Origin of the sequence: Acetobacter suratthaniensis (assembly GCF_017377745.1) — a bacterium.
GTDB lineage: Bacteria > Pseudomonadota > Alphaproteobacteria > Acetobacterales > Acetobacteraceae > Acetobacter > Acetobacter suratthaniensis.
In genome coordinates this window covers 1-18,436 of the sequence record NZ_JAFVMG010000010.1, presented here as the reverse complement: position 1 = coordinate 18,436, position 18,436 = coordinate 1, and the positions used below count along the sequence as shown (strand labels likewise).

Below are 18,436 nucleotides of genomic sequence, written 5' to 3'. Positions count from 1 at the left end.
CACGATGGGGCGGGGTCTCTCAAAGCTCCATCACACCCGCCCCGTGCCTGATCAGAATCGCCTAATCAGAATCCGAGCCTGCGGTGCATTTCGTCCACCAACTCGGGCGTATCATCCAGTGGTGTGACCGCCCACGGGCGTTGCAGACGGGTTTCATCCGCCTCCAGCACCCTCACCCGTCCGGTCAGTTCCATTTCCTCAACAAAAGTGCTGATACGCCGTGAACGGCCGGGCAGCGGAAAGATCGTCACGGGGGCAAAGCCCGCCACAGCCTCGGACATCATGGAAACGCTGTCCATCGTCACCACGAGGCTGTCCGCGCAGGCGATCAAACCCACATAGGGGTTTTCCCCCTCGCCATCCCACACAAAACCATCCACCTGCTTGACCGCATCGCCCAGCACGCGCAGCGCGGCGGGATCTGTCCGGCGCGAGGGTGTTACCAGCAGGCTACCGCCTTCCGCGCGCATGGTTTCCACCAGAACCTGACCCAGACGTGTCGCCTCGGCCACGCCAAAGGTGTAACGCCCGTTGGAACCACCCACCAGAACCGCCACCAACGGGCGCGGCAGATGGGCCAGACGCGGCGCCCAGAGTGCCCGTGCCTCTTCCAGACTTTCGCGCGTGAGACCATGCAGGGCCGTACGCCCCACCAGCACGTTGGCACCGCTTATTTCATCATGTCGGCAGGCGACCACCAGATCAAACCGCCCCAGATCAAGCCGGGGGTGCTGCACCTGCACAACTGGCAGGCGCTCCCTGCGCTTTGGTAGCGGATGCTCTCCCAGAGCCGCCCCCAAAGCACCGCCCTTACCGCCAATGCTGATAACCACATCCGATGTTGCTAGGTCTTCATGCTCATGCAGGTGGCGGCCATCTGCGCCGCGCAAAAAAGCATGGCTGAGCCAGCGCGGGCCAGACAATGCCAACCGCGCAACACGGTCGGGACAGATGGGGCAAAAAACCCCGTTCCATCCTGCCCGTGCCGCCAGCCCCAGCGCCTGCGAACGCATGCCCGCGAAGTCTTCCCCCATGACAAATGCCTGACAGGAGCGCCCCTCCGTAACCACGGTTGGAGACGCGGTTTGCCCCGCAGGCTGGTCCACCTTTACCGGTGGCGGTCGCGTGTCATTGCTGTACGCGGCATAGTCAACACTCGCCATCACGCGCCTTCCTTTGCTACACCCCGTCTGGCGCGTCTGCCGCGCCGTTATTTTTATATGGGCAGTCTGCGCCTTACCACCAAACTACACACCGTATTCGAGAGCACAAGAAAGGCAACAGCATGGCTGACAGCTTCGAAAATACCGGCCTGTCCCCCGTTCTGTGCGCCATGGCCGCCAAAGCGGGGCTGTCACAGCCCACCCCCATACAGGCACAGGCTATTCCCGTCGTTCTACAGGGGCGCGACATTCTGGCCACCGCCCCCACTGGCACGGGCAAAACCGCCGCCTACGCGCTGCCCCTGATCCAGACCCTGCTCGAAACCCGCAAGGCGCGCATGGTTCTGGTGCTGCTGCCCACGCGCGATCTGGTGCTCCAGACGGCAAAAGTCTTCCTGCACTGCATGGGGGTCGCGACAGGCCGGGGCAAGCCCACCACCCAACCGCCGGTGCCGGTTGTGCCCATTATCGGCGGCACAGACCGCAGCGAGCAGGCACAGGCACTGGTGGATGCGACATCAGACCTGACCCGCCCCTGCACCCAGATCCTGATTGCAACCCCCGGACGCCTGCTGGACCTTGTTCTGGCTGGTGAGTGCAATCTTGATGACTGTGCAAGCCTTGTGCTGGATGAAGGCGATCGCCTGCTCTCCGCCGAGTTTCTGGATGAAACCTCGGCCCTGCTCGACCATCTGCCCAAACCACGCCAGACCCTTGTTTTCTCGGCCACCCGCCCGGATGAACAGGCCGGACTTATGGCCAGCCTTCTGTACAAGCCGCAGGATATTACCGTGGAGCGCGAACCGCTCAAACGCGGGCCGATCCGTCAGGGCGCCCTGTTCATGGAAGACGCGCAGAAAGCCGTTTTTCTCAAAGCCTTCTTCAGCCGTGCGCCCAAAACGCGCAGCATTGTTTTTGTCCGCACCAAGGCCGAAGCCGACCAGCTGGCCGCCACGCTCCGTAAGGCAGGGTTTGCCGCAGCCCCCCTGCATGCCGATCTGACACAGGAACGCCGCACCGCCACGCTGGCCAGCTTTGGCTCGGGCCGCCTGTTCATTCTGGTCGCAACCGATGTAGCGGCCCGCGGGCTGGACATTGCCTCGGTAGCGCAGGTCATCAATTACGATGTACCCGAACAGCCCGAGACCTATCTGCACCGCATTGGCCGCACCGGGCGCGGGGGGCAGAAAGGCTCCGCCCTGACATTATGTGCGGGCACCGAGCGCAAGCGCCTGCGGCAGGTGGAAGTCGGAGCGGGAGTAAAACTGCGGATTCTCAGCCCCGAACAGGCCCTACCCACCGAACAGGACACCCCCAAAACCCGCCGCGCACGCTAACAACCCGAGCAGGATCACCGCTGAAAGCCCATGGGCAGAGGTTGGGGGATTGCAGGGAATCATAACCCGAACCATACTTCCGCCCCATGCGGGCCAGACCTTTTTCCCTGTTCCCCTTACGTCCCAAGCCAACAGGCCCGGACGGTAGTGCGCAGACTAGCGTCAGGGGGAAAATATGAGTTGCGCGTCCAAACGCCGTCATGCGGGGCGGCGGCGCGTGCGTGTGCGCACTGTCTCAGACGCCCTGCCCCTGCCCCTGCCCGCACCCCCCGCAGCCCCTCCCCAATACCCCCCCCCTGACCTGACCCCGTGGCTTGCCGGAAACTGTGGCCTGCGCGGTGTGCATCACTTTGAAAGCGGTCAGCCCGGCCCGCACACGGTCGTAACCGCCCTGATGCACGGCAACGAACCCTCCGGCGCCTATGCCCTGAACACGCTGCTGAAAAAAGGCCCGCAGCCCCGGCAGGGACGGCTCAGTCTGATTTTTCTCAACCCCGATGCCTATGCACGCTACAACCCCGCGCACCCCACCCGCGCACGCTATGTGGAAGAAGACATGAACCGCCTGTGGCGGCCCGAACTGATCCACTCCCACCATGATTCCCTTGAAATGCGCCGCCTGCGCGAAGTGCTGCCCGTTATCGAAACCGCCGACCTGCTGCTGGATCTGCATTCCATGCTCTGGCCCGGCCCGCCGCTTTTCCTGCACAGCGGACAGGAACGTAACCACAGCATGGCCTGCCATCTGGCAAACACGCTCACCCCCTCCCCTCTTGTGATCCGTGATGACGGCCATCAGGATGGCAGCAGGCTGATTGATTATGAACGGTTTTCCACGCAAGGTGGGCAGGCCCGCGCCTGCCTGCTGGAAACCGGCCAGCACTGGAGCCAGAGTGCAGCCCAGATGGCGCTGCTGGCCGTACGGCAGTTCACCGGCCTGACAGATGCCACAAGCACCAATACACAGGACATGAAAAATGCTCTGTCTAAAAAAACAGTTGTGAAAACAGCAACCGTTACAGATTGCGTTCAGGCCCATACGGCGGCCTTCGCTTTTGTACGCCCCTATGACAGCGCCGAGATCATTCCTTCTGCTGGCACGGTCATTGCTCTGGATGGGCCGGATGAAATCCGCACCCCGTACGATAACTGCATGCTGGTCATGCCCAATTTCCGGGTGCGCCGTGGGCATACGGCCGTGCGTCTGGCACAGCCTGCCGAGCAAACACTTTAGCCCCTTTTCTGCACCCCATAATTCCCTGATGTCTTGCGCTTATTAGCATCAGAAAAACAGAACCAGCGCCCCGGAAAGTCAATGTTCCGGTGTCAAAATAATGGTGTTACGTTTTATCTGTTGCCGGAGCTTCCTGCCCTGACAGCCTTTGTTTTCTTATTAAAGAGACACCGAAACCATGACCTTTTCCATTGTTGCGCGCTGTTCTCGCACCGGCCAGTTTGCTGTCGCTGTTTCATCCTCCTCTCCGGCTGTGGCAGCACGCTGCGCCTTTGCCCGCGCGGGTGTTGGGGCTGTCACTACGCAGAACGTTACAGACCCCCGCCTTGGCCCTTGGGCGCTGGATCTGATGGAGGCTGGCGCTTCCGCCGAGCAGGCGCGTGACATCATCAGCCGCCGCTGCACCTATCCGGCCTATCGCCAGATGAGCCTGATCGACCGGGATGGACGCACCGCCCTGTGGTCTGGTGAAAAAGCGCTGGGGCTTAATGCCCATTTCAATGGCGCGGACGTGGCCTGCGCGGGCAACCTGCTGGCCAGCACCGCCGTACCACAGGCCATTGCAGACAGCTTTACCCAGTCCGACCCGCAGGCGGAACTCGGCCTGCGTGTGATCCGCGCCATGCAGGCGGGTATTGCCGCCGGAGGAGAGGCTGGCCCTGTGAAATCAGCCGGACTGCTGGTGGTTGATCGTGAAAAATGGCCGTTGGCCGACCTGCGTGTGGATTGGGATGAAGACCCCATTACACGCCTGAACACCCTGTGGGATGTCTGGGCACCGCAGATGCACGACTACGTCACGCGCTGCCTCAACCCTGAAGCGGCTCCTTCCTATGGTGTGCCGGGCGACGAATAGCCCCCGGCTCCACTGACCTGTGAAACGGATAAGCGCCCGCCCGCTCTAATTCGTTTCGATATGACATCAATAAGCTGCTTTTGAATACAAACGCAGCCCTGCAAAAGGAGACGGTCATGTCCGTCGAAAAAACCGAAGTCCTCGTTGTGGGCGCCGGTCAGGCCGGAATTGCCATGAGCGAACACCTGCGCGCTTACGGTATCGACCATCTTGTGCTTGAGCGCGACCGCATTGCCGAACGCTGGCGGAGCTGCCGTTGGGATTCGCTGGTGGCCAACGGCCCGGCATGGCATGATCGCTTTCCCGGTCTTGAATTTTCCAATGATGGCCCGGATGATTTCGTACCCAAAGAGCGCGTGGCCGACTATCTGGCCGATTACGCCAGCGTTATTCAGGCGCCGATCCGCTGTGGTGTGGATGTCAAGGATGTCCGCCGCAATGCCGGACGCACGGGCTTTACGGTTGAAACCTCACAAGGGATCATCGAAGCCGAAGCCGTTGTGGCGGCTACGGGGCCATTTCAGATTCCTGTCATTCCGCCCCTTATTCCTGAGACCTCCGATTTTATTCAGATCCACTCAGCCAGTTACCGTAACCCCGAACAGTTGCCCGAAGGGGCTGTTCTGGTTGTGGGGGCAGGGTCTTCTGGCGTGCAGATCGCTGAAGAACTCATGCGCGCTGGCCGCAAGGTCTACCTGTCCGTTGGCCCGCATGACCGTCCGCCGCGCAGCTACCGTGGGCGCGATTTTGTCTGGTGGCTGGGTGTTCTGAACAAATGGGATGCAGAAGCAACGCCGGGTGTTGAACACACCACCATTGCCGTCAGCGGTGCCAATGGCGGGCATACGGTTGATTTCCGCCGCCTTGCGGCTGAAGGCATGACCCTGCTTGGCCGGACGGAAACCTGCCGCGATGGCGTGCTGAGCTTTGCCCCCGATCTGGCACAGAACATCGCCCGGGGCGATGCCAACTACCTGTCCCTGCTGGGCGAGGCCGATGCTTATGTCACCCGCAACGGCCTCGACCTGCCGCCCGAACCCGAAGCCCACACCTTCCTGCCTGATCCCGCCTGCGTGACAAACCCGCTGCTGGAACTGAACCTGAAGGAAGCCGGTATTGGCACCGTTATCTGGGCCACGGGTTTTGGCGTGGATTATGGCTGGCTGAAGGTTGAAGCGCTGGATGATACCGGCCGCCCGCGCCACCAGCGCGGTGTCTCCACCGAACCGGGCGTGTATTTTCTGGGTCTGCCCTGGCAGACACGGCGTGGCTCCTCCTTTATCTGGGGTGTGTGGCATGATGCGAAATACATTGCCGATCACATTGCCAAGCAGCGCGGCTACATGGCCTATCAACCAGCCGATAAGGACGCATGATGCAAAGCCTGTCCCACTATACTGATCAGGCCGCACGCCTGACCCTGCGCAACCGCTGCTGGATCAACGGGCGGTTTGTGGATGCCGCCTCCGGTGCGTGCTTCGACAGCATCAACCCCGCTACGGCGCAGGTGCTGACACAGGTTGCACGCGGTGGGGCAGAGGATATCGACCGGGCGGTAAAAGCGGCCCGGAACGCCTTTGCCGATGGCCGCTGGTCGCGCCTCACCCCCACGGCCCGCAAGGATACGCTGCTACGCCTTGTCGCCCTTATTCATGAGCATCACGAGGAATTTGCCCTGCTCGATACGCTCGACATGGGCAAACCCATTACGGAAACCATGACAGTGGATGTGCCGGGTTCGGCCCATTTCCTGCAATGGCATGCCGAGGCCATCGACAAGATCTATGACGAAATCGCCCCCACCGGCGGGCGGGATGTCGCCATGATCCGCCGTATGCCGCTTGGGGTTGTGGGGGCCGTTGTTCCGTGGAACTTCCCGCTGGATATGGCAATCTGGAAACTGGCGCCAGCACTGGCTGCCGGTAACTCGGTGGTGCTCAAACCGGCTGAACAGTCCCCGCTTTCAGCGCTGCTTCTGGCCGAACTGGCCTCAAAAGCTGGCCTGCCCGATGGTGTACTGAACGTCGTGCCGGGCTTTGGCGAGGAAGCCGGGCAGGCTCTGGGCCGCCATAACGATGTGGACTGCCTCGTGTTCACCGGATCGACCGATGTGGGCAAGCTGTTCATGCGCTATGCGGGCGAGAGCAACATGAAGCCGGTCTGGTTGGAAACCGGTGGCAAAAGCCCCAACATCATTTTTCCTGATGCCGATCTGGAGGCAGCAGCCAACAAGGCCGCCTTTGGTATTTTCTTCAATCAGGGCGAAGTCTGTTCAGCCAATTCGCGCATGCTGGTGCATGCGGATAGTGCCGAAGAGATGATTGAGCGGATGCGCCAGCACGCCGAGGCCATTGTACCCGGCAACCCGCTCGACCCCGCAACGCGCATGGGGGCGATGGTTGATGCCCGCCATGCCGGACGGGTGGCGGAATTTCTGGCCTCTGGCCGGGCCACCTCGCGCCTTGTGGCCGGGGGTGAACGGGTGCGCATTGGCGCATCGGATGCGTTTATCCAGCCGAGTGTCTTTGCCGATGTCCCGCACGACGCCCCGATCGCGCGGGAGGAAATCTTTGGCCCGGTTCTGGCCATTCAGACTTTCCGCACCGAGGACGAAGCGCTGGCACTGGCGCATGATACACCTTACGGTCTGGCCGCCTCTGTCTGGACGCGTGACATCGGGCGAGCCCTTGACCTGTCCGAGCGCCTGCAGGTGGGCACCGTGTCGGTCAATACGGTGGATGCGCTCTCCGTCATGACGCCATTTGGCGGGGTCAAGCAGTCTGGTTTCGGGCGGGATCTCTCTTTGCACAGCTTTGACAAATACACGGCGCTGAAAACCGTATGGATTCAGTACTAACCTCAGCTTTATGGATGCAGAACATCAGAAATAACTTCTTTTTCTGAACCCATAAAACATTCCACACTCGCAACAGGATCATGCGGGCTGTCATGCAGGTTCCGGTACCCTCAACCGGTGTCTGCCAGCCCGCCCCCGTTCGCGTAGCGCGGCATGGCATACCAACCCCTGCCACACCGCAGCAACTCATACAGGGAACACAAGACCATGGCCCATACACGTCTCCGTCCTTTCAACACCAAGGACACCTATCCCGAACAGGCGCTCGACAACGATCTGTGTCAGGCCGTTATCACGCGCAACACCATTTATCTGCGCGGTCAGGTGCCGCAGGATCTGGATACCCGTGAAAATATTGGCGTGGGCGACCCGATCGCACAGGCCGAAAAGGTCATGGACAACATCACCCTGCTGCTAACCGAAGCAGGCGCCAAGCTGACCGATATCTGCAAGGTCACGGTGTATCTGACCGACATCCGCCACCGCGAAGCAACCTACCGCGTGCTGGGCCGCCGTATGAAAGGCGTTTTTCCCGTCTTTACCGGCCTTGTGGTTGTTGCACTTGCCCGACCGGAATGGCTGATTGAAGTCGATGTCATAGCCGAACGCGAATAACTGCCACACAGCCCCGCCGCCCGACCGGCTGCGGGGTTTCTTTTGGCGCCAAATGTTTCGATATCACCACAAACAGAACTCCGTCGCCCGACGCCACTGGAAGGAACCACTACATGACCGACACCGCGACGGCACGCGGGCCTGAAGCCCACACCATTTACCAGATTCCGCTCGACCAGCGGCACGGCCGCCCGCGCGACCTGTTTACCGTATGGTTCGGCTCCAACATCATGATGCTGACCATCATCACCGGTGCGCTATCCACCACGGTGTTCGACCAGCCGTTCTGGCCTGCCATGCTGTCCGCCGTGCTGGGCAACATGATTGGTGGCCTGTTCATGGCGCTGCATGCCGCGCAGGGGCCTCAGCTTGGTGTGCCGCAGATGGTGCAGACCCGCGGCCAGTTCGGCTCCATTGGGGCTATGGCGGTTATCTGCCTTGTGGTGGTGATGTATGTCGGTTTCTTTGCTTCCAACCTTGTGCTGGGCGGGCAGTCGCTCCACACGGTAGCAACCTTCCTGCCCGAAAAAGCCTGTATCGTGCTGCTGGGGCTGATCAGCCTTGTGGCCACCATTTACGGCCATGATCTGATCCACGCCTACACACGGTTGATGACCATCATTTCCGGTCTGGCGCTCGCTCTGTGCTTTATCTGGATTTTGGGTGTGAATGGGGTTTCTTCCGCAACGCTTTCGCACGGTACATTCACCATTTCGGGCTTTCTGGGCGGGCTTTCCACAGCGGCTCTGTGGCAGATCGCCTATGCACCCTATGTTTCGGATTATTCGCGCTATCTGCCGCCCGGCACAGGCAGCCGTCAGGCTTTTCTGGCCAGCTACTGGGGCTGCGTACTCGGCTCGCTCTTTCCCATGATCCTCGGCGCACTTCTGGGCGTGATCGCCGCCGGGGGTGATGTTGTCAGCACCCTGACAACACAGGTTGGCTCTCTGGCGCTGTTCATTATTCCCGTGCTTTCACTGGGTATTGCCTGCACCAACGCCATGAACCTGTATTGTGGTGCGCTCTCGGCCATTACGGTTGTGCAGACACTCATTCCTTCATGGAAAGCAACCCATATGGGCCGTGCTGGCACGGCCATTGTGCTGGCCAGTCTCTCGCTGGTGATTGCACTGGGGGCGGCTGCAAACTTTATGGAAGAATACACCAACTTTATCCTGCTGCTGCTGTATGTGATGGTACCGTGGACCGCAATCAATCTGGCCGATTTCTACCTGATCCGTCATGGGCAGTATGATGTGGCCTCCTTCTTCCGGGCCGATGGCGGCGTGTATGGCCGCTACTGCTGGCCAGCACTGATTGCTTACGTATTTGGTATCGTGATCCAGATCCCCTTTGTTTCCAACGGTCTGTATACCGGGCCTGTGGCTAACATGCTGGGGGGAGCCGATATTTCCTGGATCGTGGGGCTGATCTTTGTCACCGTGTTCTATGTCTGGATGATGCGTCATGAACGCGCCGGACAGCCTGCCATCGGGAGTGCCGAATAATGAACAAACACACCACCCAGGCCGATTTTCCTACAGAATTCGACTACATCATCGTGGGCGGGGGCGCTGCGGGCTGTGTGCTCGCCAACCGCCTGAGTGCACGCAGCACCCTGCGTGTGGCGCTGATTGAAGCGGGCGGGCCAGACAACACGCCGCGCATTCATGTACCGGCAGGCACCATTTCGCTCTACAAGAGCCAGAAATACACCTATCAGTATTATTCCACCCCACAGGCACATCTGGATAACCGGCGCATTCATGTACCTCGCGGGCGGATGCTCGGTGGCTCATCCTCCATGAACAGCATGATCTATATCCGTGGCGCACGCTCGGATTACGATCACTGGGAAAGCCTTGGCTGTACCGGTTGGGGTTATGACTCCGTGCTGAAATACTTCATGCGTGAGGAAGACAACCGCCTGCATCAAGACCCGCATTTTCACGGCACGGGAGGCGAACTGATTGTCGATCAGCCTCGAGACCCACTTGGTGTGTCGCGCCTGTTCATTCAGGCCGCTGAAGAAGTCGGGTTGAAAGAAAACGCCGATTTCAACGGTGCACAGCTTGAAGGGGTTGGCATTTACAATGTTACCCAGAAAGATGGAAAACGCCTGAGCGCCTACCGTGCTTTTGTAGCGCCCGTACGCTCACGCCCCAACCTGCATGTGCTGACCAACTGCCGGGTAGCCTCTCTGGTAACGGACGGGCAGAGTGTGCAGGGTGTAACCGTAGAACATAACGGGCAGTTTCATGTCCTGCGTGCTCACCGCGAAACCATTCTGTCTGCCGGGGCCATTGGCTCGCCCCACCTGCTTATGGCCTCGGGCATTGGCAATGCCGCGCAACTGCTGGAATCCGGCGTGCCTGTGGTAGCTGATCTGCCGCAGGTCGGTTGCAACCTGCAAGACCATATCGACGGGCTTGTAACCCTGCGTTCAGGCTCAGCCACAACACTGGGTTTTTCACGCGCCTCTCTGGGTTCCGTGCTGCCTGCGCCGCTTCAGTTCCTGCTCAAGCGCAAGGGCTGGCTGACAACAAACTACGTGGAGGCAGGGGGTTTTGCCTCTACCCGCTACGCTCAGGGCGTGCCGGATGTGCAGTTCCACTTCGTGCCCGGCTACCGCAGCCATCGCGGGCGGCTGTTTGAGTGGGGCCACGGTTTTGCCCTGCATACCTGCGTACTGCGCCCCCAGAGCCGTGGCAGTATTCGCCTGACACGCGATGGCAGCCGTGCGCCGGAAATCGACTTCAACTTCCTGTCTGATGAGCGCGATGCGCTGGTGCTGCTCGAAGGCATCAAGCTGGCGCGGCGTATCCTGCGGGCTTCTGCTTTTGATGGTATTCGCGGCAAGGAAATGGCGCCTGTCGCCGCACTCCAGACCGATGCCGAACTCATGGCATATCTGCGTGCCACCGCCAGCACGGTATTCCACCCCTCGGGTACATGCCGCATGGGATCGGATGATGCCAGCGTGCTGACCCCTGACCTGAAAGTGCGGGGCCTGAAAGGGCTACGCGTAGCAGATACCTCCATCATGCCAACCCTGATCAGTGGCAACACCAACGCCCCGACCATGATGATCGGTGACAAGGCCGCCGACATGATCCTGTCGGAACTGGCATGAACGCGCCCGCCCCCCTGTCCACCCGTGCCATTTTGGAAAAGCTGATTGCATTTCCAACACTGTGCCGCACGGAAAATGTGGAACTGATTGACTGGATCGAGGCATTTCTACGCAACCTTGGTGCTCGCTGCCTGCGGGTGCCGGGGGAGCAGACCGGCCGGTTCAACCTGTTTGCCAGTATCGGGCCAGAAACGGATGACGGCATCGTGCTGTCTGGCCATAGCGATGTGGTGCCTGTCGAAGGCCAGCCATGGACGACAGACCCCTTTGCCATGACCGAGCGTGACGGCAAGCTGTATGGACGCGGCACCAGCGACATGAAAGGCTTTCTGGCCTGTATGCTCACAGCCGCCCACCATGCCGCCCACCGCACAACCCTGCGCGCACCGCTGCATCTTGCCTTTTCCCATGATGAGGAAATCGGCTGTGTGGGTGTTCACTCCATGCTACGGGACCTGGCGGCGCAGGGTTTCAAGGCGCGGGGCTGCGTTATTGGTGAACCGACAAGCCTGCATGTCATTTCCGGGCATAAAGGCAAGCTGGCGGCTAAAATTAGCTGCCACGGCCTTGCCGCCCATTCCGCCAATCCTGATCGTGGGTGCAATGCCATTTCCCTTGCAGCGGATATGATCAAAACCATTGAGCACTTGCAGGAAGACCTCAAAACCAATGGTGCTGCAGACGACCATTTCGAAGTACCTTACAGCACCATGCAGGTCGGCCTGATCCGGGGTGGGGTTGCTCTCAATATCGTGCCTGACCTGTGCGATGTACAGTTTGAAATGCGCCTGCTCCCCGGCGCTGATCCCCAACCATGGCTTGACCGCCTGCAAGAGCACGCCACACAGCTCTGTGTTGAGCGGCCTCATGCCCGCATCGAAATCGAGACGCTCAACGCCTATCCCGGTCTCGATACCTCAGAGGAGGAATCCTTCCTGCGCGACATCATGCGCATTACGGGCGACAACAGGGCATCGCGCATCGGATTTGGAACAGAAGGTGGCCTGTTCAATGAATATCTGAACATGCCGGTTGTTGTCTGTGGCCCCGGCTCCATTGATCGCGCCCATAAAGCAGATGAATATATCCTGCCTGAAGAGCTTGATGCAGGCGAATGTTTTGTCAAACGCATTGTGGAAACCCTGCTCTAGGGCATAAAAGCAGACCATCCGCGGCGGCGGTGTTGCCCCACACCCCGCCCGGAGCTGCAGAGCCGTTAAAAGCTCATTCCATACAAAGAAATTTTTTCAATTTAGTCATCATAGGAGGCCGAACGCCCCCGTTTGATGGCAGAGCGGTGGCTTTTACCATCAAGCCTGCGCTGGCGAGCCGCCCGGCTTGGGCGGGTTGCCACACGAAATGTCGGACGATGCGTTGCCTCACGCAGCAAGGCGGCAAGCCGCTCTATCGCATCCTCACGATTACGCTGCTGTGTGCGAAAACGCCGCGCGGTAATCACAATCACCCCATCACGCGTGGCACGGCTCCCTGCCAGTTCCAGCAGGCGGACACGTACCCTCTCAGGGAGAGACGGAGAGCGCGCGGCATCAAAACGCAGCTGGGCGGCTGTCGCAACCTTGTTGACATTCTGCCCACCGGGGCCAGAAGCCAGAATGTAGCTGAACTCAAGCTCGCTCTCTGCCAGAAACAGTCCGGGGGAAATAGGAATGGCCATGTGCGCTGCATATCATGCTTTGCCCCCCGCAGGCCATGCCGGACGGTACGTCACCACTACCACGGCAGCCCGCTCAACCTTCTGCCGTCAGATCCTTGACCGAAGAATCAGCGCGGCCTTTGACCCAGTAGCCTGAAGCCTTGATCCATTGCACTGGCACGCCCCGCTGCTGCACAAGATACAGCCGCACCGCACGGGCGACCTGTGCCTCAGCCCCGACCCAGATAAAACAGCTTTCTGGGATAGGAAGTTTTTCAAGGGCTGCCAGAATTGAATCCGCCTCATCTGCCCGTTCTATAGGCCTGTGTACCCAGTGCGCATGATGATGGGCCGCCGTTGCAAAAACCTGCTCATCCTCCACGCCCGGCACTGTCACAACCGTGGTGACATGGGCTTGTCCGGGCAGTTCCTCCACCCGGCGGCCAATGGCAGGCAGCGCTGTTTCATCGCCAATCAGCAACCAGCGATCCACCGGCCCGGCAATGACCTGCGACCCTTTTGGCCCGCCTATATCCAGCCGGTCTCCGGGGCGGGCAGCACGCGCCCACGTAGCGGCAGGGCCACCCTCATGATTGACGAAATCCAGCACCAGCGTACCCGCAACAGGATCATACCGCCGTGGCGTATAGTCCCTGCGCACTGGCGCTCCATCGAGACCGGGAATAAAAATCTTGATGTGATCATCAGGAGAAGCACTGACAAAACCCTGCAAATCCGGCCCGCTGAGCGTCACCCGGATCATATGGGGGGTCAACCGAATGACCGAAACAACCTCAAGACAACGACGCCGCAGTTCATGCCGCACACGGTGGATTTCAGGGGCATTGCACCCAGACGGGTCTACCTGTTTTTGCATCATCGCACTCCTTTTCCCTGAATACCCACGCCTTCAAAGGCGGGAAATCGCGCCTGCGGCTTCGTCAATCAGTGCAGCGATTTTTTCTTCGGTCTGTGCATCCATCCCCCCGTTGCGAAAGCGCAGGCGCAATGAAGTTTTGAGATTTTCCATGGCCCGCACGACCGGCACAGGTGCATGTCGCCCGCCCCGTCCTTCTGGCGCACCACGCGCCACACGGGAGAGAATTTCCTCCACTGCCGCACGGCTACCCTCAAGAAACGCTGTACCCTGCGGGGTAATGTGATAGTGCTTGCGCCCATCTTCCTCCACCGGTGTTGCGTAACCGGCCTCTTCCAGCCAGGTCAGTGTCGGATAGATTACGCCGGGGCTTGGCGTATAACTGCCTGCAAAACGCTCTTCTATGGTTCGGATCAGTTCGTATCCATATGTAGGTTTTTCCGAAATCAGGCTCAGAACGAGCAGACGCATCTCGCCATAATCGAACAATCTGTGCCTATGACGGCCACCACCTCGGCCGCCCCTGCCACCATGCCGCCCATCGGGCGCGGAACCCGCATGCCCTTCGGGAGAGAAAAACCAGCGGTTACGACCGCTGTCATGTCTGTTTCTGTGTTTCATATCGCAATACGTATATCTCGATATATCGTACGTCAAGATATATCGAGATATGATCTTTATTGCCCCTCCGCTCCCGCTGCCCGCACAGATCAAAAATGGCAATTCTGTTGAAAAAATCTCTGGATTCTGCGAAAAAACCTTCTGCGCCCGGTTTCAGCATGGAGTGCCACACGTGAAGTTTTCCCTGCGGCAGATCGAATATTTCGTCGCCACAGCCGAAACAGGCTCCATCGTACAGGCCTCCCGGCTGATCCCGATTTCGCAGCCCGCCATATCAGCCGCCATTGCCCATCTGGAAAGCGTATTCGGGGTATCGCTCTTTATCCGGCACCATGCGCAGGGGCTGGCCCTCACGCCCGAAGGCCGTGTTGTGCTGGAAGAAGCCCGCACCCTGCTGCTTCAGGCGCAGGAACTGGGCAGTTCGCTCAATGGTATGCTGGGCCGTGTGCAGGGTGATGTGACCGTAGGCTGCATGACCACGCTTTTCCCGCTTCTGGCCCCTGATCTTATTCAGCGTTTCAGTTCCACCTACCCAGAAGCGCGCCTGCACGTTGTCGCGGGAGATCATGAGGAACTGAGCGACAAGCTCCGTGGGGGCGAAATTTCGGTCATGATCAGTTATAATATGACCGTGCCGCCCGCCATCAGCTTTCAGCCACTCTCCGCCTTGCCGCCTTACGTCTTTACCTCGGCCGATCATCCTTTCGCCCGAAAAAAGCGTATTCACCTGCGGGATCTGGCGGGAGAGCCTTTTCTACTGCTCGATCTGCCTTTTTCGCGCGATTATTTTTTACAGCTTTTTTCCAGTGCTGGCATCACGCCCCGGATCGCGGGCCATTATCCGAGCATGGATGTTATCCGCAGTCTGGCTGCCCGCGGGGTTGGCTTTGGCATGGGCAATGCCCGCCCGCGCAACCAGCGCGCCCTTGATGACAAGCCATTATCCTATCTGGCGTTAACCGATAGTTGCGCACCCCTTGTCTATGGGCTGTTTACCATTACGGAGCAAAGGCTACCGCTCAGGGTTTCCGCTTTTGTTGATATGTGCCTGCGCGAGCTTTCAGGCCAGCCGCTTCCCGGCACAACCGCTGACGATAGCGACTGAGGCGCACAGGAAAACCGTATGTGACCGAGAGAAAAACACCCGGTCACAAAACGATTTTTATCTCAACACCCCGCACTATGCAGGATATTTAACGCAATCGCAGATTACCATTGCGCGAAGCCGCTCTGCCAATCTGGCGGGCGGGCTGCGACGAAAGTCCATCAAGCCTAAACTGCGCAACCAGACGCGCAAGCTCATCGGACATGGTAGCAAGATTATGGCTGGCGGCAGCACTTTCCTCAGCCACCGCTGCATTCTGCTGTGTCGTCTGCTCCATGTCCGTCATGGCAATGCCAATCTGGCTCATACTGGATGACTGCTCCTGCGCGGCTGAAGCGATATTCGAGACCAGCACATTAATATCCTGAATCTGCGCCACAATCCGCTGCAACAGTTCTCCCGTTTCGCGCACCAGCGAAACGCCTGCCGCCACATGCGTACCAGACCGGCTGACAAGAGCGGAAATATCTTTCCCCGCCTCGGCTGAACGCTGGGCCAGAACACGCACTTCGCTTGCCACAACAGCAAAACCACGCCCCACCTCACCCGCACGCGCCGCCTCAACACTGGCGTTCAGTGCAAGAATATTAGTCTGGAAGGACAGATTGCCGATGATATCGACAATACTCGCGATTTCCTCGGATGATTTCTCAATCTTGTTAATCGCGTCAACCGTGTTCTGCACAACCGTGGCAGACTGTATGGCATCGCTCCGTGCGGCGTCGGCCAGTTTATGGGCCTGCTGCGTTTCTTCCGTGGTCTGGCGGATTCTGCGCGTGACCAATGCCAGAGCAGCAGAAGTCTCTTCCAGTGTTGCGGCCTGCTGCTCTGTCCTGCGGGACAGATCATCACTACTCTGACGGATGCCATCGGCATTAGCCATGACATCCTGCGTATTGCCAGAAATCCGCTTCATGGTATCTTCAAGACGCTCGGCCATGGCATTGAAATTTTCCTTCAACACCTCAACCCGCTCTGGCATACCGCTATCGATCCGGTAGGTCAGATCCCCATCGGACAGGGCCGCCAGCGCTTCGGTAATAACCGCAATCACGTTACGGTCTTCCGCTGCGCGCTGCTCACGTTCCGCCTGAGCCGCCGCACGGGCTTCATCCGCCGCTTTATTAAGCTGAATGAAGTAATGATACATCACAACGGATATATCTGACATAACGGACTTTATAAGTGACTCGATAAGCTGGTTCCTGTTACCACTAAACAGGGACTTTTTCTTTACAAGACTCTCAACAAGGCCGCTCACATACTGTGCATAAACCTGACTGAGATAGCGGATATAATCCACCTCTCCCGCCAGACGGTTGGCAATATGTTCCTGCACGGCAAAATAATCATCGCAGAAATTCCCCTGACTGATATAGGAAAATTTCTTCACTTCTTCGGCCAGAACATCACTTTTCATGACCTGAAGACTGGAATCTGATGCCCTGTAGGCACGCAGGAGAATTTTTTCCAGATCGCCGTTAACGGCGCTCCATACACTTTGGCCGATTTTCTGATCCGCGCTATTCCACGTAGGAAGCGCCTTTTTGAGATCAATCATGATATGCACTCCTGCTTCACGAAAACGTTAATCATGTTCAAAACAAAATGCAAACGTTTACCTGCTGTAAATTTCTTTTAACCTGCCAGAACCTGAAATATAAATATCCATTTCATCCCCTTTAACAAAGGAAGCGCTGCTTTCATTTCCATTAAGGATGTTTATAGTATCCAGAGCACGGGCAGAGGGCTTCAGGGTTGAAATAAAATACCCCTGCGCCTCCGTGCGTCCTTCCAATACAATGCTATGAAACTGTTCTTCTGTTTCGACGCACTCGGCCACAACGGGAATACCAAGCCGTAGACCAATGTCGGCCGCAGCTTTCACCACGGCGGCCCATTCCGTGCCTTGCTGCGACATCGCGCACGAAGGCAGCATCAATCTTGATCTTACCAACAAAAAATGCCCGCAGGTGCGAAAAAGACCAGTAACCCGAACCAAAATCATCTAACGAAAGGCGCACCACCATTGCATGCACCTGATGCAGATCAGCCAGAACATCCTCATCCTGAGATAGGGCGGCTGCCCCGGTTATTTCGATTTCCAGCCGCCCGACATGGCTTACCTGCTCCTGACAGGCCCGGCGCAACTGCTCCGCCACCTGAAAGATCACCTCTCCCCCGACATGGCACCCGCCCAGACCATTAACCGCTTCAAGCCCGACAGGGCTGATCAGCAAAAAACTGCCAGCCTGAGGCGCCCCGTCCACAGGGCCGATACGACATCCGCCGCAGGCCGCATGATCCTGACCATTTTTGCCGAATTTGAGCGCGCGCTTCTTCGTGAACGCACCGCCGAAAGGCGCAGACTGGCGCGCGGGCGAGGCATTCATATGGGCTGCCCTGCCAAGCTCAAGCCCCATGAAGCCGAAACAGCGCACAAACTCATAACGGAAGAACAGGCTGCGGCGTCAGATGTCGCTCTGAAATATGGCGTGCACAGAACACCCTCTACCGCCTTATGGCCGCAGCGCAGCGCCAACCTCACGCTTTGCACAGGTTGCAAACAGAAAAGGCGCGGGGTTTCCCCCACGCCTTTTCCTCACTCTGAAATGCGGAGTTCTTATCGTTTATAGATCGGGAACTGCGCGCAAAGAGCTTTGACGCGGGCATGCACCGCCTGCTCCACGCTCGCATCGCCTTCACCACCGGAGGCGGCGAGTGCGCTCAGCACTTCATCAATCATCTCGCCAATCTGGCGGAACTCGGCTTCACGGAAACCACGAGCTGTCGCCGCCGGGCTGCCAAGGCGCACGCCAGACGTAATCGCGGGCTTTTCCGGGTCAAACGGAATAGCGTTCTTGTTGGCCGTAATGCCAGCACGTTCCAGCGCGTGTTCCGCTGCCTTGCCCGTCACCTTCTTGGGCCGCAGATCAACCAGAAGCAGGTGCGAGTCCGTGCCACCCGTCACGATGTCGAAGCCA

General features: G+C 58.8%; 16 protein-coding genes and 1 pseudogene. 10 read left to right on the top strand and 7 right to left on the bottom strand.

Features of this window, described 5'->3' with window-relative positions:
* Positions 1 to 65: 65 nt before the first annotated feature.
* On the bottom strand, positions 66 to 1,034 hold the full coding sequence (locus J2D75_RS09870) for a mitochondrial fission ELM1 family protein (RefSeq protein WP_243428677.1): 969 nt from the start codon (positions 1,032 to 1,034) through the stop codon (positions 66 to 68).
* A gap of 251 nt (positions 1,035 to 1,285) precedes the next feature.
* Between J2D75_RS09870 and J2D75_RS09865 the strand changes: the two genes are divergently transcribed.
* From J2D75_RS09865 to argE, 9 genes are all read left to right on the top strand, one after another.
* Positions 1,286 to 2,500, top strand: a complete 1,215-nt coding sequence (locus J2D75_RS09865; protein ID WP_207854661.1) for a DEAD/DEAH box helicase — start codon at positions 1,286 to 1,288, stop codon at positions 2,498 to 2,500.
* Between the two features lie 175 nt (positions 2,501 to 2,675).
* Positions 2,676 to 3,734 carry a M14 family metallopeptidase gene (locus J2D75_RS09860; protein WP_207854660.1) on the top strand — a complete coding sequence of 353 codons (1,059 nt, stop codon included), beginning with the start codon at positions 2,676 to 2,678 and terminating at the stop codon, positions 3,732 to 3,734.
* A gap of 178 nt (positions 3,735 to 3,912) precedes the next feature.
* Positions 3,913 to 4,590, top strand: coding sequence for a DUF1028 domain-containing protein (locus J2D75_RS09855; RefSeq protein ID WP_207854659.1), 678 nt, complete (start codon positions 3,913 to 3,915; stop codon positions 4,588 to 4,590).
* Positions 4,591 to 4,706: 116 nt separating this feature from the next.
* Positions 4,707 to 5,966, top strand: a complete 1,260-nt coding sequence (locus J2D75_RS09850; RefSeq protein WP_207854658.1) for a flavin-containing monooxygenase — start codon at positions 4,707 to 4,709, stop codon at positions 5,964 to 5,966.
* Entirely contained in the window at positions 5,963 to 7,447 is a 1,485-nt protein-coding gene (locus J2D75_RS09845) for an aldehyde dehydrogenase (RefSeq protein WP_243428668.1), read from the top strand. Before J2D75_RS09850 ends, J2D75_RS09845 begins: the two co-directional genes overlap by 4 nt.
* Before the next feature lie 207 nt (positions 7,448 to 7,654).
* Entirely contained in the window at positions 7,655 to 8,062 is a 408-nt protein-coding gene (locus J2D75_RS09840; protein WP_207854657.1) for a RidA family protein, read from the top strand.
* Positions 8,063 to 8,175: 113 nt separating this feature from the next.
* Positions 8,176 to 9,570 carry a purine-cytosine permease family protein gene (locus tag J2D75_RS09835; RefSeq protein WP_207854656.1) on the top strand — a complete coding sequence of 465 codons (1,395 nt, stop codon included), beginning with the start codon at positions 8,176 to 8,178 and terminating at the stop codon, positions 9,568 to 9,570.
* Positions 9,570 to 11,195: a GMC family oxidoreductase gene (locus tag J2D75_RS09830; protein ID WP_207854655.1), complete on the top strand. Its 1,626-nt coding sequence runs from the start codon at positions 9,570 to 9,572 to the stop codon at positions 11,193 to 11,195. The genes J2D75_RS09835 and J2D75_RS09830 overlap by 1 nt, the downstream gene beginning before the upstream one ends.
* Positions 11,192 to 12,346, top strand: coding sequence for an acetylornithine deacetylase (gene argE, locus J2D75_RS09825; protein ID WP_207854654.1), 1,155 nt, complete (start codon positions 11,192 to 11,194; stop codon positions 12,344 to 12,346). Before J2D75_RS09830 ends, argE begins: the two co-directional genes overlap by 4 nt.
* Positions 12,347 to 12,447: 101 nt before the next feature.
* On the opposite strand, the gene arfB is transcribed toward argE, so the two are convergent.
* From arfB to J2D75_RS09810, 3 genes are all read right to left on the bottom strand, one after another.
* Positions 12,448 to 12,870 (bottom strand): alternative ribosome rescue aminoacyl-tRNA hydrolase ArfB, encoded by a 423-nt coding sequence (gene arfB / locus J2D75_RS09820; protein WP_207854653.1) that lies wholly within the window; start codon positions 12,868 to 12,870, stop codon positions 12,448 to 12,450.
* A 73-nt stretch (positions 12,871 to 12,943) separates the two neighbouring features.
* On the bottom strand, positions 12,944 to 13,729 hold the full coding sequence (locus tag J2D75_RS09815) for a siderophore-interacting protein (protein ID WP_207854652.1): 786 nt from the start codon (positions 13,727 to 13,729) through the stop codon (positions 12,944 to 12,946).
* A 30-nt stretch (positions 13,730 to 13,759) separates the two neighbouring features.
* Positions 13,760 to 14,347, bottom strand: a complete 588-nt coding sequence (locus J2D75_RS09810; protein ID WP_207854651.1) for a PadR family transcriptional regulator — start codon at positions 14,345 to 14,347, stop codon at positions 13,760 to 13,762.
* Positions 14,348 to 14,519: 172 nt separating this feature from the next.
* On the opposite strand from J2D75_RS09810, the gene J2D75_RS09805 reads away from it, so the two are divergent.
* Entirely contained in the window at positions 14,520 to 15,452 is a 933-nt protein-coding gene (locus J2D75_RS09805) for a LysR family transcriptional regulator (protein ID WP_265782888.1), read from the top strand.
* 88 nt (positions 15,453 to 15,540) lie between these two features.
* Here the strand turns inward: J2D75_RS09805 and J2D75_RS09800 are convergent, their stop codons facing one another.
* The 3 genes and pseudogenes from J2D75_RS09800 to glyA form a co-directional block, all read right to left on the bottom strand.
* Positions 15,541 to 17,013, bottom strand: a complete 1,473-nt coding sequence (locus J2D75_RS09800; protein ID WP_207854649.1) for a methyl-accepting chemotaxis protein — start codon at positions 17,011 to 17,013, stop codon at positions 15,541 to 15,543.
* 244 nt (positions 17,014 to 17,257) lie between these two features.
* Positions 17,258 to 17,845 carry an EAL domain-containing protein gene (locus tag J2D75_RS09790; RefSeq protein WP_207854647.1) on the bottom strand — a complete coding sequence of 196 codons (588 nt, stop codon included), beginning with the start codon at positions 17,843 to 17,845 and terminating at the stop codon, positions 17,258 to 17,260.
* 230 nt (positions 17,846 to 18,075) lie between these two features.
* Positions 18,076 to 18,436, bottom strand: a pseudogene (glyA, locus tag J2D75_RS09785) (serine hydroxymethyltransferase); the annotation flags it as partial.

Excerpts from the sequence above, each read along its gene's own strand:
- J2D75_RS09870 (WP_243428677.1), bottom strand. The coding sequence starts at position 1,034 with ATGGGGGAAGACTTCGCGGGCATGCGTTCGCAGGCGCTGGGGCTGGCG.
- J2D75_RS09865 (WP_207854661.1), top strand. The coding sequence starts at position 1,286 with ATGGCTGACAGCTTCGAAAATACCGGCCTGTCCCCCGTTCTGTGCGCC.
- J2D75_RS09860 (WP_207854660.1), top strand. The coding sequence starts at position 2,676 with ATGAGTTGCGCGTCCAAACGCCGTCATGCGGGGCGGCGGCGCGTGCGT.
- J2D75_RS09855 (WP_207854659.1), top strand. The coding sequence starts at position 3,913 with ATGACCTTTTCCATTGTTGCGCGCTGTTCTCGCACCGGCCAGTTTGCT.
- J2D75_RS09850 (WP_207854658.1), top strand. The coding sequence starts at position 4,707 with ATGTCCGTCGAAAAAACCGAAGTCCTCGTTGTGGGCGCCGGTCAGGCC.
- J2D75_RS09845 (WP_243428668.1), top strand. The coding sequence starts at position 5,963 with ATGATGCAAAGCCTGTCCCACTATACTGATCAGGCCGCACGCCTGACC.
- J2D75_RS09840 (WP_207854657.1), top strand. The coding sequence starts at position 7,655 with ATGGCCCATACACGTCTCCGTCCTTTCAACACCAAGGACACCTATCCC.
- J2D75_RS09835 (WP_207854656.1), top strand. The coding sequence starts at position 8,176 with ATGACCGACACCGCGACGGCACGCGGGCCTGAAGCCCACACCATTTAC.
- J2D75_RS09830 (WP_207854655.1), top strand. The coding sequence starts at position 9,570 with ATGAACAAACACACCACCCAGGCCGATTTTCCTACAGAATTCGACTAC.
- argE (WP_207854654.1), top strand. The coding sequence starts at position 11,192 with ATGAACGCGCCCGCCCCCCTGTCCACCCGTGCCATTTTGGAAAAGCTG.
- arfB (WP_207854653.1), bottom strand. The coding sequence starts at position 12,870 with ATGGCCATTCCTATTTCCCCCGGACTGTTTCTGGCAGAGAGCGAGCTT.
- J2D75_RS09815 (WP_207854652.1), bottom strand. The coding sequence starts at position 13,729 with ATGATGCAAAAACAGGTAGACCCGTCTGGGTGCAATGCCCCTGAAATC.
- J2D75_RS09810 (WP_207854651.1), bottom strand. The coding sequence starts at position 14,347 with ATGAAACACAGAAACAGACATGACAGCGGTCGTAACCGCTGGTTTTTC.
- J2D75_RS09800 (WP_207854649.1), bottom strand. The coding sequence starts at position 17,013 with ATGATTGATCTCAAAAAGGCGCTTCCTACGTGGAATAGCGCGGATCAG.
- J2D75_RS09790 (WP_207854647.1), bottom strand. The coding sequence starts at position 17,845 with ATGAATGCCTCGCCCGCGCGCCAGTCTGCGCCTTTCGGCGGTGCGTTC.